Source organism: Pseudomonas sp. GW823-FHT02C05 (assembly GCF_058797595.1).
In genome coordinates this window covers 25,052-40,894 of the sequence record NZ_JBXAJU010000003.1, presented here as the reverse complement: position 1 = coordinate 40,894, position 15,843 = coordinate 25,052, and the positions used below count along the sequence as shown (strand labels likewise).

Genomic DNA, 15,843 nt, shown 5'->3' with positions numbered 1-15,843 from the left:
CGCACGCCCACGCCCTCAGGCCGACAGCTGGTTGGCGAACTGGCCGACCGCGCTGACCACTTTCTGCGCACCGTCCTGAATCTCGACGATGACCGTGCCGGCCTCCGCTGCCAGGGTCAGGCCCTGTTCCGCCTGCTGCCGGCCCTCGGCCATCAGTTCCACCGCCGAGCGGGCCATGTCCTGGTTCTGGCGCACCACGCCGACGATCTCGTCGGTGGCATTGCTGGTGCGCGAGGCCAGTTGCCGGACCTCATCGGCGACCACCGCAAAACCCCGCCCCTGTTCACCGGCCCGGGCCGCTTCGATGGCCGCATTGAGGGCCAGCAGGTTGGTCTGTTCGGCAATCCCGCTGATGGTCTTGACGATGCTCGCTATCACCAGGGACTGCTCGTTCAGGGCTTCGATGCCGTCCCCGGCCTGCTGCATGCAGGTAGCCAGGTCACGCATCACGTCCAGGGTCTCGGTGACCACCGCCGAGCCGCGCTGGGCGCTGGTGTCGGTCTGTCGGGAGATGCTGTAGGCGATGTCCGCCGCCTCGGCCACCCGTTGCTCCTGGTTCACCTGATCGGTGATCAGGATGGCGAACTTCACCACCTTGTAGAGCTGGCCACTGGCGTCCAGCACCGGGTTGTAGGAAGCGTCGAGCCACACCACCCGGCCCTGGCTGTCGATGCGCTTGAACCGCTGGGCGATGTATTCGCCGGCGTTCAACCGTGCCCAGAACTCCTGGTAGCCGGGCCCCTCGTATTCCTGCGGTTCACAGAACAGGCGGTGGTTCTGGCCCTGGACCTCATCCAGCCGGTAGCCCATGCAGGCGAGAAACCGCGAGTTGGCCGTCAGCACCCGGCCTTGCAGGTCGAACTCGATCACCGCAGAGGAGCGCAGCAGCGCCGCCATCAGGTTTTCATGCTCGCAGGCACTTTCCACCGAAGCGCTCTGGTCGGTGCAGATCAGGTTGTAATGATCGAGCCGCCCGGCGCCATCGCGGATCGGCTGCACGCAGACCTGCAGCCAGGCCTCGCGGCCGCCTCCGCGTTGCAGGCGCAATTGGCCGGTGTAGCTTTCGTTGCGCCCCAGGGCCGCCTTGAATTCGCGATACAACGGCACAGCCTGCGGGTGGCGCGAGATGATGCTCTCCAGGGCCACGCCGGCCAGTGGCTGGCCATCGAGTTCCAGGGCCTGGATGAAGTTCTGGTTGGCCCGGCGGATGGCCCCCTCGCCATCGAGTTCGAGATTGAGCACCTGGCTTTCCAGGCAGGCCTTGAATTGCTGCAGAGCGTTCAGCTCGTCGCTCAGGGTGGCAAGTTGCTGCTTCAAACGTTTGTTGAACATGGATACACCGACAGACTAGGAGTGGATACAACAACCCCTAGCCATCGGCGCAGTTTGGGCTTTCTCCAAGCCCCGCAGCGCTTTCCAGACACTTCCTACAAGCCTCTAGGAAATTTCTTGGTTTTTCTTGGGCGCAGCCGTCGCCCGGGGCCCTATCGGTCAGGCCCGAGTGTCTCAGCGTGGGAAATGAATGGCGCCAAGGGCGCCGGGGCTGGCCGATGCCGCCCTGAAATCCACAGTGCCCCGTGGCGGGAGCACTGTGCTGGGGAGCAATCAGGAGGACAGTTGGTTGGCGAACTGGCCGACCGCGCTGACCACCTTCTGCGCGCCGTCCTGGATCTCGACGATCACGGTGCCGGCTTCCGCCGCCAGGGCTAGCCCCTGCTCGGCCTGCAGCTTGCCTTCGGCCATCAGTTCCACGGCTTCGCGGGCCATGTCCTGGTTCTGGCGCACCACGCCGACGATTTCCTCGGTGGCCTTGCTGGTGCGCGAGGCCAGTTGCCGGACTTCATCGGCCACCACCGCGAAACCACGCCCCTGCTCACCGGCCCGGGCCGCCTCGATGGCCGCGTTGAGTGCCAGCAGGTTGGTCTGTTCGGCAATCCCGCTGATGGTCTTGACGATGCTGCCGATCACCAGGGATTGCTCGTTGAGGGCGCCAATGCCTTCGCCGGCCTCCTGCATGTGCTTGGCCAGATCGCGCATCACGTTCACCGCCTCGGTAACCACCGTGGTGCCGCGCTGGGCGCTGTTGTCGGTCTGCAGCGAGGTGTTGTAGGCAATGCTCGCCGCCTCGGCCACGGCCAGTTCCTGGTTTACCTGGTCGGTGATCACGGTGGCGAACTTCACCACTTTGTAGAGTTTGTTGTTGGCGTCCATGACCGGGTTGTAGGAAGCCTCCAGCCAGACCACCCGGCCATGAGCGTCGATGCGCTTGAAGCGCTCGGCGATGAACTCCCCGGCGTTCAGGCGTTTCCAGAAGGCCTGGTAGGCCTGGCTGTTGTACTCCTCCGGCTCGCAGAAGATGCGGTGATGCTTGCCCTGAATCTGCGCCAGGCTGTAGCCCATGCTGGAAAGGAAGCGGTCATTGGCCGTCAGCACGTTGCCGTTGAGGTCGAACTCGATCAGCGCGGTAGAACGCATCAGCGCGCCAATCAGGTTCTCGTGCTCCCGAGAGGCCTCGATGGTGCGGGTCAGGTCGCTGGAGAAGATCGCGAAATACTTGATCCGCCCCTCGGAGTCGCGAACCGGCTGGGAGATGGAACGCAGCCAGGCTTCCTGGCCATTGCCGCGCAGCAGCCGCACCGCCCCGGCAAAGTGTTCGCCCCGGGTCAGGGTCGCCTTGAACCGCAGGTGAAACTCATCATGCTTGACGTGTTCCGGGACGATGTCCTCCAGGGCCCGGCCCACCAGATCGCCAGTCTTGTAGAGCATTTCCTGGGCGAAATTGTGATTGACCGACTGAATCCGTCCATCGGCGCTCAGGTTGATGACGAGCATCTCGCTTTCAAGGCTCTCCTTCACTTGCTGAAGGCTCGAAAGTTCTTCGCGTAGAGTCGACAACTCCTGCTTCAAGCGTTTATTGAACATGAGGATGTACCGGGGGGGGCTGAAAAAGTGGACTGCTTTGGGCCTAACATCGGCCCTGAAAGATTTTTCTTAATAGCCATTAAGGCTTGTCTGACAAAAATAATTCCGCAGCCAGCAAGGCCGCGGAATTCGGGCCCGCAGCCGGGGATTTCGCGCAACCAAGGAGCGCGTATAGTCGGCGACGGGAAATTCCAGGGCGATCGACGGAGTTGGACTATGGATGCATCACGCAAGGCACTTTTCCAGCAGGCCGCAGCACAGGTCGGACACAGTTTCGAAGGCGAGATGCGCATTGGCGGCAATTACGTGCCGGCGGTGCGCAATGGCGATGAGGTGTATGTCAGCGGGCAGATCCCGCGTATCGACAATACCGTGATGGTGGTTGGCCGGGTCGGTGCCGAAACCTCCCTGGAGCAGGCCCGGCACGGGGCGCAGATCTGCACCCTGCGGGCCCTGGCGATCCTCGAGCAGATGCTCGGCGACCTGCAGCGGATCAAGCGCATCCTGCGGATCAACGTCTATGTACAGAGCGCGGCGGACTTCACCCAGCAGAGCGAAGTGGCGGACGGCGCCTCCGCAGTCCTGTATTCGATCTTTGCCGACGCCGGCGTACACACCCGGACCTCGGTGGGGGTCTATCAATTGCCCAAGAATGCCTCGGTGGAAGTGGACATGATCGTCGCCCTGCACCCCGGCTCCGGCAACGACTGAGTACAGCCATGCTGGCCGGGCCCACCCCTGCGGGCCCGGCACAGCAGCGCCGGCGGCCCATCAACTGCCGTTGTTGCGGCACTGGCCCATGACCTGGTACTCGATGGTCTTGAGCTGGCCGGCGGAATCCTCATACGTCATGCGCGAAGGCACCACCTCGCAGGACTTGATCGGCGGGGTCACGTTGACCACCTTGGCGACATCCAGCTTCATGCCGTAGCGGTACGCCTGCACCACCGGCGCCGGCTTGCCCTGGTTCGCCGCATAGCGCTCCATGGCCTTCTGGTTTTCCACCATGGCCCGGGCGAACGTACGGTCGCCTCCCCCTTCGGCCTGCGCCAGGGAAGCCAGGCTCAACAGCAGCGCGGCGAGACTCAGGTTGATTGCTTTCATCACAGTTTCCTCGTCCAGTTGACGCCAGCGAGGATAAGCAACCGACCCTGTCAGGATGATCGCGGGCAGATTACTTATCTGTAATGGGCGCTGCCGACAGCCCGCCCTACCCGGGATAACCCCCGGCCCGTCGGGGTTTTGGCCCGGGCCCTGGACGGCTTTCTTGCACAATTGTAATGACCGGGTCACCCCGCCGTTATCTGCCGTTTGCAACTATCGACAGCGACTGGGCAGGCGTTGCGACGCCTGCCGGTCGAGCCCAATAAGAACGCCTCTGGCGATATAAAAGTTGATAGCTGCCAACACTCAGGAGCGACCCCCATGCGTATCAATCCCCCCTTGTCCCTGTCCGTGCTCGCTGCGGTACTGGGGCTCAGCCCTATGGCGGCAGTGGCCGCCGAGGAACGGCCCGAAGGCTTTGTCGAAGGCAGCCGCCTCGACCTGCTGCTGCGCAACTTCTACTTCAACCGCGACGACCGCAAGGGCCAGTCCAGCCCCACCGGCAACGGCTATTCCGAAGCCTGGGCCCAGGGCCTGATCGGCCAGTTCGAATCCGGCTTCACCCAGGGCACGGTGGGCTTTGGCCTCGATGCCTTTGCCATGTACGGCCTCAAGCTCGACTCTGGCACCGGCCGCAGCGGCGGCGGTGGCTCCTTCGGCATGCTGCCGCTGAACCACGACAACCGGCCCGCCGACAGCTACGGCAAGGCTGGGGGTGCGGTGAAAATGCGAGCCCTGGATACCGTGGTGAAAGTCGGCGATGTGTTTCCCAAGACCCCCGTGGTGCACTACGGCGACTCCCGCCTGCTGCCGGAAAGCTTTCGCGGGGTGACCCTGGAGAACACCAGCATCGACGGCCTCAACCTGCAGGGCGGCCGCCTGCATGCCATGAGCCAGCCCGACAGCAGTGGCATGCGCGATGGCTTCGCCACCTTCTACGCCGGCAAGGTGGACTCGCCCTGGGTCGGCTACTTCGGCGGCGACTACCGGCTCAACTCCAATCTCAACTTCAGCCTCTACAGCAGCCGCCTGAAGGACGCCTGGGACCAGTACTACTTCGGCGTCGCGGGCAACTACCCGCTGTCCGACCAACTGAGCCTGTTCAGCGGCTTCAACTATTACAAGGCCGTCGATGAGGGCAAGAAACTCCTGGGCGAGTTCGACAACAACATCTGGAGCGCCAAGGTCGGCGCCACCTACGGCGCCCACACCCTGGCCCTGTCGCATCAGCGCAACAACGGCAACGACGACTTCGACTACCTGCGCCAGTCGGACTCGATCTTCCTCGACAACTCGATCCAGTACAGCGACTTCAACTCGCCCAAGGAACGCTCGTGGATGGTCCGCTACGACCTCGACATGCAGCCCCTGGGCATTCCCGGCCTGTCGTTCATGACCCGCTACGCCCGCGGCAGCGGCGCCGACTACAGCCACGCCAACTCGGTGTACATGCGCCGCGATGCGGCAGGTGACCCACTGACCGACCAGCGCCGCTGGGAGCGGGATATCGAAGCCAAGTACGTGTTCCAGGGCGGCAGCCTCAAGGATCTGTCCCTGCGCATCCGCCAGGCGACCATCCGTTCCAGCCAGTTCGAATCCGACCTGGAAGAGTTTCGCCTGATCGTCGAGTACCCCCTGGCCCTGCTCTAGAGAGCGGCTCCGGGCAGGCGCCAGGCCTGCCCGGTGTTAAAACTTCTTCACAGACTCATGCCTTTCAGAACTGTAATATCGGCCTCACCTTCTCGTTAGGTTGGCCTTCATATACTCCCGGACACACTGGCAGCCACCGTGTTTTTCACGGCCGCCCAACGTGTCAGGAGAAGCTCATGCGCCCAACCCAACTGTTATTGATCGGCCTACTGGCCACAACCAGCTCCGCCATCTGGGCCGCTGATGGCAGCGAACGCCCACAGCAGGTCCGCGAAGCTTTCCTGGCCAGCCAGGAACAGATCCACGGCGACGCCAACCAGGAAACAGCCGCCACCGGCAGCACCGGCAAAGCCCCTCGCGATGCTTCTGCGCCTACCACGGCCGAAGAAGACATCTGACAGCGATTGCCTACCGAGCACATTCATCTCTTGAAGCGTTTTTTCTGATGCTCCTTTGGAAAGAGATGAATTTTTAGCGCCCCCTTGGGGCGCTTTTTTTTTGCCTGGCACACCTGCGCGGTCCCCCATGAAAACCATCCCCTCAGGAGTTGGCCTGCCGGCGAAAGCGCCCACGAGATCGCCTTCGCCGGCAAGCCGGCTCCTACAGTGTGTCGGTTCGATTCTGAGCGGTGGGCCGGTGGCTCCCCCGTAGGAGCTGGCTTGCCAGCGAAGGCGTCCGTAAGGTCACCTTCGCTGGCAAGCGATCAGTCTTCTTCCCTGCGATGCGCCCATTGGTACAGGGCAGGCAGCACCAGCAAGGTGAGGATGGTGGAGGACAGGATGCCGCCAATCACTACCGTGGCCAGGGGCCGTTGCACTTCGGCGCCGGTGCCGGTGGCCAGGGCCATGGGGATGAAGCCCAGGGAGGCCACCAGGGCGGTCATCAGTACCGGGCGCAGTCGGGTCAGGGCGCCTTCATGAATCGCCAGGGACAACGAGCGCCCTTCCTCTCGCAGGTTGCGGATAAAGGCAATCATCACCAGGCCGTTGAGCACGGCGACCCCGGACAAGGCAATGAAGCCCACCCCCGCCGAGATCGACAGCGGTATGTCCCGCAGCCACAGGGCCATGATCCCGCCGGTCAGGGCGAAGGGAATCCCGGTGAACACCAGCAGGCCATCCTTGAGGTTGTTGAACATCATGAACAGCAGCCCGAACACCAGCAGCAAGGCCACCGGCACCACCACCTGCAGGCGCTGGGAGGCTTCCTGCAATTGTTCGAACTGACCGCCCCAGGTGGTCCAGTAGCCGGCCGGGATTTTGACCTTCTCGGCAATCAGGCTTGTGGCCTCTTCGACGAAGGAGCCGATATCCCGCCCGCGCACGTTGGCGCTGACGATCACCAGGCGCTTGCCGTTTTCCCGGCTGACCTGATTGGGGCCCAGCACCAGATCGAGGCTGGCCACTTCCGACAGGGCGATGAAGCCGATCTGCCCGTTGGCCGTGCCCGCCGTCGCCGGTATGGGAATCAGCAGCCGGGACAGGCCGTCGATATCGGTGCGCAGTTGATCGGACAGGCGCACCACCATGTCGAAGCGCCGGTCGCCTTCGTACAGGGTGCCGGCCTGGCGCCCGCCCACCGCAACGGCGATGGTGTCTTGCACATCCCCCACGTTGAGGCCGAAACGTGCGGCCTTGTCGCGGTCGATATTGATGGTCAGCACCGGCAGCCCCGAGGTCTGCTCGACCTTGACTTCCGAGGCGCCAGGCAAGCTCTGCAAGGCCGTGGCAATTTGCGTAGCGGTCTTGTTCAGCACCGCCATGTCATCGCCAAACACCTTCACCGCAACATCGCTGCGCACCCCGGAAATCAGCTCGTTGAAGCGCAGCTGGATCGGCTGCGACAGCTCGTAGGCGCTGCCCGGCACCAGGGCACTGGCACGCTGGATATCAGCGATCAGCGCCTCTCGCGACTTGTTCGGGTCCGGCCACTGGGCCTTGGGCTTGAGCATCAGGTAGCTGTCGGAAATATTCGGCGGCATCGGGTCCGAGGCGATCTCCGCGGTGCCGGTGCGGGCGAACACCCGCTCGATCTCCGGCACTTGCGCCAGCAGGGTTTTCTCCAGGCGCTGCTGCATGTCCACCGACTGAGTGAGGCTGGTGCCGGGCACCCGCAGGGCCTGCTGGGCAAAGTCGCCTTCGCTGAGGCTGGGGATGAATTCACTGCCCATGCGGCTGGCCAGCAGCGCACTGCCAGCGAGGATCAAGCCGGCCAGGGCGAAGGTCAGGCCACGCCGGGCCATCACCCAGTCCAGCACCGGGGCGTAGCCGCGCTTGGCGCTGCGCATCAGCAGGTTTTCCTCTTCCTTGACCTTGCCGGTGACAAACAGCGCGATGGCTGCCGGAACGAAGGTCACCGAGAGAATCATCGCCCCCAGCAACGCCATGACCACAGTGAAGGCCATGGGGTGGAACATTTTCCCGGCCACCCCGGTAAGGGCAAAGATCGGCAGGTACACCACCATGATGATCAACTGGCCGAAGATCAGCGCGCGCCGGGCTTCCTTGGCCGCGGCAAAGACTTCATGCAGCCGTTCGGAGCGGGTCAGCATGCGCCCGTGGTGCTGCTGGGCATGGGCCAGGCGGCGGATGGCGTTCTCGACGATGACCACCGCGCCGTCGACGATGATGCCGAAGTCCAGGGCACCGAGGCTCATCAGGTTGGCGCTGACCTTGTTGCTGAACATGCCGGTGAAGGTGAACAGCATGGACAGCGGGATCACCAGGGCGGTGATCAGCGCCGCGCGGATATTGCCCAGGAACAGGAACAGAATCACGATCACCAGCAGCGCGCCCTCGAAGAGATTCTTCTTCACCGTGGCGATGGCCTTTTCCACCAGGTTGGTGCGGTCGTACACCGTGACCGCCACCACGCCTTCGGGCAGCGAGCGGTTGATCTCCTCAAGTTTCTTCGCCACCGCCTGGGACACGGTACGGCTGTTCTCGCCGATCAGCATGAACACGGTGCCCAGCACCACTTCCCGGCCATTCTCGGTGGCCGCGCCGGTGCGCAACTCGCGGCCGATCTGCACGTCGGCCACGTTGCGCACGCGGATCGGCGTGCCGTCGCTGCTGCTGATGACGATGTTGGCGATGTCCTCGATGGACGCCAGTTGCCCCGGCGCGCGGATCAGCAACTGCTCGCCGCTGCGCTCGATGTAGCCGGCGCCGACGTTGGCGTTGTTGCGCTCCAGGGCCGTCACCAGGTCGCTCAGGGTCAGCTTGTAGGCCGCCAGGCGCTTGGGGTCCGGGGCAATCTGGTACTCCTTGGCAAAGCCGCCGATGGTGTTGATCTCGGCCACGCCCTGCACGTTGCGCAGTTGCGGCTTGATGATCCAGTCCTGGATCACCCGCAGGTCGGTGGGGGTGTAGGGCGTACCGTCCTCCTTGCGGGCGCCCTCCTCGGCCTCCACGGTCCACAGGAAGATCTCCCCGAGCCCGGTGGAAATCGGCCCCATCACCGCCTCCACACCGTCGGGCAATTGCTCGCGAGCCACTTGCAGGCGCTCGTTGACCAGTTGGCGGGCGAAGAACAGGTCGGTGCCGTCCTTGAAGATCACGGTTACCTGGGACAACCCCGAGCGCGACAGCGACCGGCTCTGCTGCAACCCCGGCAGGCCGGCCATGGCCGTCTCGATGGGAAAGGTGATGCGCTGTTCGGTTTCCAGGGGCGAGAACCCCGGCGCCGCGGAGTTGATCTGCACCTGGACGTTGGTGATGTCCGGCACCGCGTCGATCGGCAGCTTCTGGTAGCTGGCGATGCCGACGCCGGCCATCAGCAGCACCGCCAGCAGGACGATGATGCGCTGCTCGATGGCGAATTGAATGATGCGTTCAAACATGGGAAGTCACTCTCTGATGAGGCCGATCAATGGCCGTGGTCGGCCGCGCCCTTGCCCAGTTCGGACTTGAGGGTAAAGCTGCCGCGGGCGGCTACCTGGGCCCCGGCTTCGAGGCCCTCGCGGATCTCGACAAAACCGTCCTGGCTGGCCCCGGTGACCACAGGCGTGGCCTGGAACCCCTCGGCCACGCGGACGAACACCGAGGGCCGGTCTTCCACGGTCTGGATCGCCGTCTGCGGCACGCTGACCGGTGCGTCGAAGGCTTCGGTGGCCACCTGTACCGAGACGAACAGCCCCGGGCGCCAGGCGTCATTGGGGTTGGCCAGGGTCACCCGCACCGTGGCGGTGCGGGTCTGTTCCCCCAGCAGGCTGCCGACGTAGGCCACCTGACCCTGGACCTGGGTCCCCAGCTCACTGGAGCTGACCTGCACCGGCTGGCCGACCCGGACCTTGTCCAGGTCCTTGGGAAACACGCCGAAGGTGGCCCAGACCCGGGACAGGTCCGAGAGGGTGAACGCGGCGCTGGTTTCGCCCACCACTTCGCCCACGCTCAGGTGTTTTTCCACCACCACACCGTCGAACGGCGCGCGCATTTCATAGCGGTTGCCGCCCACCAATTGGGCGCTGCCGCTCAGGGCATTCATCTTCTGCCGGGCATTGTTGAGGGCGATTTCCGCCTCTTGCAGGGCCTGGCGTGCCAGCAGGTAATCCTGCTCGGCGGAGATCTGGTCGACCCACAACTGGCGCTCGCGCTGGAAGGTGGTACGGGCCAGTTCCACCCGCCGCCCGGCGGCGGCCAGCTCGCTGCGCTGATCGGAGATCTGCTGGCTGGCGATCACCGCCAGCAGTTCGCCGCGCTTGACCGCCTGGCCGAGGTTGACCTGTACCGACTCCACTACACCGGCGGCCCGGGGCACGATGTGCGAGGTACGGTCCTCGTCGAAGCGGATCTCTCCCGGCAGGCTGAGTACCCGGTTGAGGCGCCGCGGACCGGCTGCGGCCAGCTCGATGCCGGCGGCCTGGATCTGTTCCGGGCTGAGTTCCAGATGGCCCTCGGGCTCCTGGGCGCCGTGCCCGGCCTCCTCGGCCTGGGGCACCGTTGCCGGGCTGGCGAACAGGCCCGGCAGCAGCAAGGCCGCCAGCCCGAGGCCGACCACTGCCGTGCTGGCCAGAACAAGGCTGCGTTTTTTATCCATGGGGACTCCTGAATCGATCGAGGGTCGGTAGCGCCAGGCGCTGCCTTACGGGGTAGAGGGAAACAGCCATTGACCAATGGCCCGATGCAGCTCATGCACGCACCAATGCGCGGGTGGGTCTTCGGGGGCTGCCGGGGGTGCGCCACTGCAGTCGCTCACCAGCAACGCGGCAAGGCACGCCAGGCCCATCAGCCAGGGTTTCACCAACGGCTGAGGTCGCCGTAGATGCGCTCGATCCGTACCCAGGCATCGGTGGTTTGCGCCACCGCGGCGAGGTACTGGGTGCGCGCGCCGATCAGGGTGCGTTGAGCATCGAGAACGTCGAGAAAGCTGAACTTGCCCATCTCGAAGCCCTGGGTGGCGCTGTCCACCGCACGCTGGGCGGCGGGCAGGATGGTCTGGTGGAAGGACTGCACCTCGCCCCGGGCGGTGTTCCACTGTTCCAGGGCCTGGCGGGTTTCGGTACGCAAGCGCAATTCGGTGGCGTTGCGCAGGTCCCGGGCCTGGTCGGCGCGGCGGGCGGCGGACAGCACGTTGCCCTGGTTGCGATTGAACAGCGGCAAAGGCATCGACAGCCCTACCAGGTTGACCCGCTCCCGGGCGCTGGCGTCGTACTGGCTGCCCACGCTGACGTCCAGGTCGGGAATGCGCTGGGCCTTTTCCAGCCCCAGGGACGCCTCGCGCTGCACCACTTCCTGCTCCGCCAGGCGCAGTTCGGTGGTTTCCGGCAGGCGGCCAAGCAACTGTGCCGGGGCCGGCAGCGCCGCCAGTGCCTGGGGCTGCTCCTGCACCCCGGCAAAGTCGCTGGTGGCCGCGCCAGTGACCATGGCCAGGCGTCGGTAGGCATTGTCCTGCTCCATCTGCCCCCGGTTCAGTTCCAGGCGCACCTCGGCCAGTTGCACCTGGGCCCGGGTGGCTTCCACCGGCGAGGCCTTGCCGGCGTTGACCCGGCCCTGGGCTACCGCCACGCCCCGTTCGGCCAGGGCCAGGGAGCGCCCGGCCAGTTGGGTGCGCTCCTGGGCCCGCAGCGCCGTGTAATAGGCATCCAGAACATCCGCACGCAACTGGTTGCGACGCCGCTCCAGCTCCAGGGCCGCCAGTTCCTGACCGCGACTGGCCACGTCGATCCGTGCTCCGCGCTTGCCCCCCAGCTCCAGGGCCTGGCTGAGCTTGACCGAAGTGGTGCGCGAATCCCGGCGGGTGTCCTCGGCGTCCACCGACAGCACCGGGTTGGGGATGAGCCCGGCCTGCTGGCGGGCGCCCTGGGCGATGTCGATCTCCCAGCGTGCGGCGGCCAGTTCAGGGTTGTTGGCAAAGGCTCGGGCCAGGGCGCTGTCCAGGCTCAACAGCGGTTGCTCGACGGCGCTTGCAGATTGGCTCGCCAGGGCCAGCAACAGGGTCAGGACGCAGGTGCGTGCTGCCCGGGCAGATATTCTCGGGAAAGTCGGCATAACAAGTTCCGGCCCCTATGGAGGCAAAGTGTCTGCGAAGTTGCAGCGCACCATATCGACGCTTATCCACAGGAGTTCCGGCCGATATGAAACTGCAGCAGTTCGCCCATTGACAGGGAGAGTTTCAAGTTCGGCCAACTGTAACTTTCAGTGCTTATCAGCAGGGTGGCGCAAAGATTACAAATCCGTTAGCAAAGGCTCTGGCTCAAGGTTCTGTATTAACATCCGGCTATTCGAAGTGAACATCAAGAGCACTTTTCAAGTGCCAGTAAGCGAACTTTAAAGAACACGAATACGGCACGGGGCCGCACAACTTTCGAGCATTGGCCCGCTGATTATTCGCGTCTTTTCGTTACTGTCCCCCACCTGCCGAGAACCTCATTTTCATGCGTATTCTGGTCATCGAAGACGAACCCAAGACCGCTGACTACCTGCATCAGGGGCTGACTGAAAGTGGCTACGTGGTGGATTGCGCCAACAACGGCGCGGACGGCCTGCACCTGACTCGCCAGCATGCGTACGACCTGGTGATCCTCGACATCAACCTGCCGCACATCGACGGCTGGGGCGTGCTCGGGCAGATCCGCCAGGACAGCAGCACCCGGGTGATGATGCTCACCGCCCAGGGCCGGCTGGCGGACAAGATCCGTGGCCTGGACCTGGGCGCCGACGATTACCTGGTCAAGCCGTTCCAGTTTCCGGAATTGCTGGCCCGGGTCCGCACCCTGATGCGCCGCAGCGAACAGGCGCCGGTGCCGGATGTGCTGCGGGTCGCCGACCTGGAGCTGGACCAGGGCCGGCACCGGGCCTTTCGCGGCAAGCAGCGCATCGACCTGACCACCAAGGAGTTCGCCCTGCTGCACCTGCTGATGCGCCAGAGCGGCGTGGTGCTGTCGCGGACCCAGATCATTTCCTTTGTCTGGGACATGAATTTCGACTGTGACACCAATGTGGTGGAAGTCTCGATCCGCCGCCTGCGGGCCAAGATCGACGACCCTTTCGAACGCAAGCTGATCCACACCCTGCGCGGTGTGGGTTATGTCCTTGAAGAACGCGACTGAGGCGCGGCCGTGTTCGCCGGCAAGCCGGCTCCTGCACAAGACGCAAGCGCGGCTCCCTCAATGTTGATGCACCTGCTCATGAAACCCTGCCTGCTCCACCTGCAAGGTGACGTGGGCGATGTCGAAGCGCTCCTGCAGCAGCTCGGTGACCTCGGCCAGGATCGCCTGTTCATCCCGCCCTTGCAGGTGCGCCACCAGATGCGCGCTAAGCACGTTCTTGCCGCTGGTCAGGGCCCAGATATGCAGGTCGTGCACGTCGCTGATCCCCGGCACCTGGCGTATGGCCTGCTCCACCTGGTCGATGTCGACCCCGTCCGGCACCCCTTGCAGCAGCACGTTCATGCTCTCCTTGAGCAGGGTCCAGGTCCGTGGCAACACCCACAGGCCGATGGCCGCGGCCACCAGGGAATCGACCCAGCCCCAACCGGTGAACATGATCACCAGCGCGGCGATGATCACCCCCAGTGAACCGAGCATGTCGCTCCATACCTCCAGGTATGCACCCTTGACGTTGAGGCTCTGGCTGCTGCCGGAGGCCAGCAGGCCCATGGAGATCAGGTTGACGATCAGCCCCAGCACCGCGATCACCAGCATTCCCGTGGACTGGATCTCGGCCGGTGCCTGCAGGCGTTGCCAGGCCTCGAACAGAATGTAGAACGCCACCACGAACAGCAGCAGGGCGTTGAACGCCGCGGCGAGGATCTCGAAGCGCGCATAACCGAAAGTACGCTTTCGGTCCGCCGGGCGCTTGGCGACCTGGATCGCCACCAGGGAGATGGCCAGCGCCAGGGTATCGGTGAGCATGTGCGCGGCATCCGACAGCAGCGCCAGGCTGCCGGTGACAAAGGCCCCGATGACCTCGGCGAGCATGAAGCTGCCGGTCAGCCCCAGGGCCATCCACAACTTGCGTTCATGCCCGGCCCGTACCTGGCCGTGACTGTGTCCTGCGCCCATGAAAGATCCTCGGTTGGCTGGTAAAGCGTGGCCCTGATGATAGTTCGATTGGCCAGGTGCCCAGGGCTGGATAAGCGAATTGTCATCTGCCGGTTATCCGCCGGTTATCCAGGGCAGGCCCATAGTTAGCCGGCTAACGAATGCACCAAAAGTGCGCATAAGCCCTCTGCGGCGGGCGCCTCGGGTATGCTCCCAAAAAAGTGAAACAAAACGTAACAGATAAAAATAGCCGATTGAGGAGTCCCGCCTTGGATGTATCGACTGCCGCCTGGATGGTCCACGACACCCGCCTGATCATCTGCTGCCTGGTGGCCATCGCCAGCATCATTGTGCTGATCAGCGCCACCAAACTGCCGCCGTTCCTGTCGATCCTGATCGGCACCTTAATTGCCGGGGTGGGCGCAGGCCTGCCGCCGGAGGAAGTGGCCAAGGCCTTCAGCAAGGGCGCCGGGGCGATTCTCGGCGAGGCCGGGATCATCATTGCCCTGGGCTCGATGCTCGGCGCATTGATGGCCGAGTCCGGCGCCGCCGATCGCATCGCCTCGACCTTGCTGGGCCTGGGCAAGGGCAAGTCGCTGCCCTGGGTCATGGCCCTGGTGGCGATGGTCATCGGCCTGCCGCTGTTCTTCGAAGTGGGGCTGGTGATGATGGTGCCGATCATTTTCGTCATGGCCCGCCGCTCGGGCCTGCCGCTGCTGAAAATCGCCATTCCGGCCCTGGCCGGGATGACCACCCTGCACGCGCTGATGCCCCCGCACCCGGGCCCGCTGATTGCCGTCAGCGCCCTGCACGCCGACCTCGGCCTGACCATGCTGCTGGGCTTGTGCCTGGCCGTGCCGGCGGTGATCCTGGCCGGCCCGCTGTATGGCAACTGGTTGTCCAAGCGCCTGCAGGTCAGCGAACCGGCGGAGCTCGGCGCGCTGTTCAGTGCTGCGCCCAAGGCCCCGCGCCAGCCGGGCTTCGGCGTGTCGCTGCTGATCATTGTGCTGCCGGTGCTGCTGATGCTCGGCAGCACCCTGGCCAAGGTCGCCATGAGCCCGGAGAACACCCTGGCCCTGACCCTGAAGTTTCTCGGCGAACCCCTGATCGCCCTGGGCCTGGCGGTGATCGCCGCGGTGATCTGCCTGGGCTGGGCCAACGGCATGGCCCGGGACCAGGTGGGCAACACCCTGCGCAAAAGCCTGGCACCGATTGCCGTGCTGCTGCTGACCATTGGCGCCGGCGGCGGGCTCAAACAGACGCTGCTGGATGCCGGGGTCAGCCAGACCATCAGCAAGGTGGCCGAAGGCGCGCACCTGCCCTATATCCTCCTGGCCTGGCTGATCGCCGTGGCCCTGCGCCAGGCCACCGGCTCGGCTACCGTGGCCACCACCACGACCGCCGGTATCCTGGCGCCGATGATGGCCGGTCTGGCCGCCACCCAAAGCTCCCTGGTGGCGCTGGCCATCGGCGCCGGCTCGGTGTTCTTCTGCCACGTGAACGACGCCGGGTTCTGGATGGTGCGCGAGTATTTCGGCCTGCAACTCAAGCAGACACTCTGGGTCTGGTCGGTGCTGCAGACCATTGTTTCCGTGGTCGGGCTGGTGGGGACGCTGCTGCTCTGGCACTGGTTGCAATAACCGCTGGCCGTGGTGGGCAGGCCAGCCCTTCTGCATTGGGAACAG

10 protein-coding genes and 4 pseudogenes are annotated in these 15,843 nt (G+C 64.6%); 5 read left to right on the top strand and 9 right to left on the bottom strand.

From position 1 onward, the window contains the following. Positions 1–15: 15 nt before the first annotated feature. The 4 pseudogenes from AC1RGE_RS16395 to AC1RGE_RS16380 form a co-directional block, all read right to left on the bottom strand. Positions 16–450 (bottom strand): annotated as a pseudogene (locus AC1RGE_RS16395) (methyl-accepting chemotaxis protein); the annotation flags it as partial. A gap of 105 nt (positions 451–555) precedes the next feature. Then, a pseudogene (locus tag AC1RGE_RS16390) lies at positions 556–1,332 on the bottom strand (PAS domain-containing protein); the annotation flags it as partial. A 273-nt stretch (positions 1,333–1,605) separates the two neighbouring features. Then, a pseudogene (locus AC1RGE_RS16385) lies at positions 1,606–2,040 on the bottom strand (methyl-accepting chemotaxis protein); the annotation flags it as partial. A 111-nt stretch (positions 2,041–2,151) separates the two neighbouring features. Then, positions 2,152–2,922, bottom strand: a pseudogene (locus AC1RGE_RS16380) (PAS domain-containing protein); the annotation flags it as partial. Between the two features lie 216 nt (positions 2,923–3,138). On the opposite strand from AC1RGE_RS16380, the gene AC1RGE_RS16375 reads away from it, so the two are divergent. Further along, positions 3,139–3,633 (top strand): RidA family protein, encoded by a 495-nt coding sequence (locus AC1RGE_RS16375; protein ID WP_011063456.1) that lies wholly within the window; start codon positions 3,139–3,141, stop codon positions 3,631–3,633. A 60-nt stretch (positions 3,634–3,693) separates the two neighbouring features. On the opposite strand, the gene AC1RGE_RS16370 is transcribed toward AC1RGE_RS16375, so the two are convergent. Then, positions 3,694–4,026 (bottom strand): DUF2790 domain-containing protein, encoded by a 333-nt coding sequence (locus tag AC1RGE_RS16370; protein ID WP_015637022.1) that lies wholly within the window; start codon positions 4,024–4,026, stop codon positions 3,694–3,696. 321 nt (positions 4,027–4,347) lie between these two features. Between AC1RGE_RS16370 and AC1RGE_RS16365 the strand changes: the two genes are divergently transcribed. Together AC1RGE_RS16365 and AC1RGE_RS16360 are read left to right on the top strand one after the other, a co-directional pair. Continuing rightward, positions 4,348–5,676: an OprD family porin gene (locus tag AC1RGE_RS16365; protein WP_011063458.1), complete on the top strand. Its 1,329-nt coding sequence runs from the start codon at positions 4,348–4,350 to the stop codon at positions 5,674–5,676. A 176-nt stretch (positions 5,677–5,852) separates the two neighbouring features. Next, complete coding sequence (locus tag AC1RGE_RS16360) at positions 5,853–6,074, top strand: hypothetical protein (protein WP_492584633.1); 222 nt, start codon at positions 5,853–5,855, stop codon at positions 6,072–6,074. 305 nt (positions 6,075–6,379) lie between these two features. Here the strand turns inward: AC1RGE_RS16360 and AC1RGE_RS16355 are convergent, their stop codons facing one another. From AC1RGE_RS16355 to AC1RGE_RS16345, 3 genes are all read right to left on the bottom strand, one after another. Further along, positions 6,380–9,517: a CusA/CzcA family heavy metal efflux RND transporter gene (locus tag AC1RGE_RS16355; protein WP_053153833.1), complete on the bottom strand. Its 3,138-nt coding sequence runs from the start codon at positions 9,515–9,517 to the stop codon at positions 6,380–6,382. Between the two features lie 26 nt (positions 9,518–9,543). Then, positions 9,544–10,713: an efflux RND transporter periplasmic adaptor subunit gene (locus AC1RGE_RS16350; RefSeq protein ID WP_015637025.1), complete on the bottom strand. Its 1,170-nt coding sequence runs from the start codon at positions 10,711–10,713 to the stop codon at positions 9,544–9,546. A 200-nt stretch (positions 10,714–10,913) separates the two neighbouring features. Further along, complete coding sequence (locus AC1RGE_RS16345) at positions 10,914–12,164, bottom strand: TolC family protein (RefSeq protein WP_492584631.1); 1,251 nt, start codon at positions 12,162–12,164, stop codon at positions 10,914–10,916. Between the two features lie 386 nt (positions 12,165–12,550). Here AC1RGE_RS16345 and AC1RGE_RS16340 point away from each other — a divergent pair, with 386 nt between their 5' ends. After that, the gene (locus tag AC1RGE_RS16340; protein WP_011063463.1) at positions 12,551–13,225 is read left to right on the top strand and encodes a heavy metal response regulator transcription factor; all 675 of its coding nucleotides are present in this window, start codon (positions 12,551–12,553) and stop codon (positions 13,223–13,225) included. A 57-nt stretch (positions 13,226–13,282) separates the two neighbouring features. On the opposite strand, the gene AC1RGE_RS16335 is transcribed toward AC1RGE_RS16340, so the two are convergent. After that, entirely contained in the window at positions 13,283–14,179 is an 897-nt protein-coding gene (locus AC1RGE_RS16335) for a cation diffusion facilitator family transporter (RefSeq protein ID WP_401156672.1), read from the bottom strand. Positions 14,180–14,427: 248 nt separating this feature from the next. Between AC1RGE_RS16335 and AC1RGE_RS16330 the strand changes: the two genes are divergently transcribed. Continuing rightward, positions 14,428–15,798, top strand: coding sequence for a GntT/GntP/DsdX family permease (locus tag AC1RGE_RS16330; RefSeq protein ID WP_492584629.1), 1,371 nt, complete (start codon positions 14,428–14,430; stop codon positions 15,796–15,798). The last annotated feature ends 45 nt before the right edge of the window (positions 15,799–15,843 follow it).

Coding starts and splice junctions, on each gene's coding strand:
- AC1RGE_RS16360 (WP_492584633.1), top strand. CDS start 5,853: ATGCGCCCAACCCAACTGTTATTGATCGGCCTACTGGCCACAACCAGC.
- AC1RGE_RS16365 (WP_011063458.1), top strand. CDS start 4,348: ATGCGTATCAATCCCCCCTTGTCCCTGTCCGTGCTCGCTGCGGTACTG.
- AC1RGE_RS16375 (WP_011063456.1), top strand. CDS start 3,139: ATGGATGCATCACGCAAGGCACTTTTCCAGCAGGCCGCAGCACAGGTC.
- AC1RGE_RS16345 (WP_492584631.1), bottom strand. CDS start 12,164: ATGCCGACTTTCCCGAGAATATCTGCCCGGGCAGCACGCACCTGCGTC.
- AC1RGE_RS16350 (WP_015637025.1), bottom strand. CDS start 10,713: ATGGATAAAAAACGCAGCCTTGTTCTGGCCAGCACGGCAGTGGTCGGC.
- AC1RGE_RS16370 (WP_015637022.1), bottom strand. CDS start 4,026: ATGAAAGCAATCAACCTGAGTCTCGCCGCGCTGCTGTTGAGCCTGGCT.
- AC1RGE_RS16355 (WP_053153833.1), bottom strand. CDS start 9,517: ATGTTTGAACGCATCATTCAATTCGCCATCGAGCAGCGCATCATCGTC.
- AC1RGE_RS16340 (WP_011063463.1), top strand. CDS start 12,551: ATGCGTATTCTGGTCATCGAAGACGAACCCAAGACCGCTGACTACCTG.
- AC1RGE_RS16335 (WP_401156672.1), bottom strand. CDS start 14,179: ATGGGCGCAGGACACAGTCACGGCCAGGTACGGGCCGGGCATGAACGC.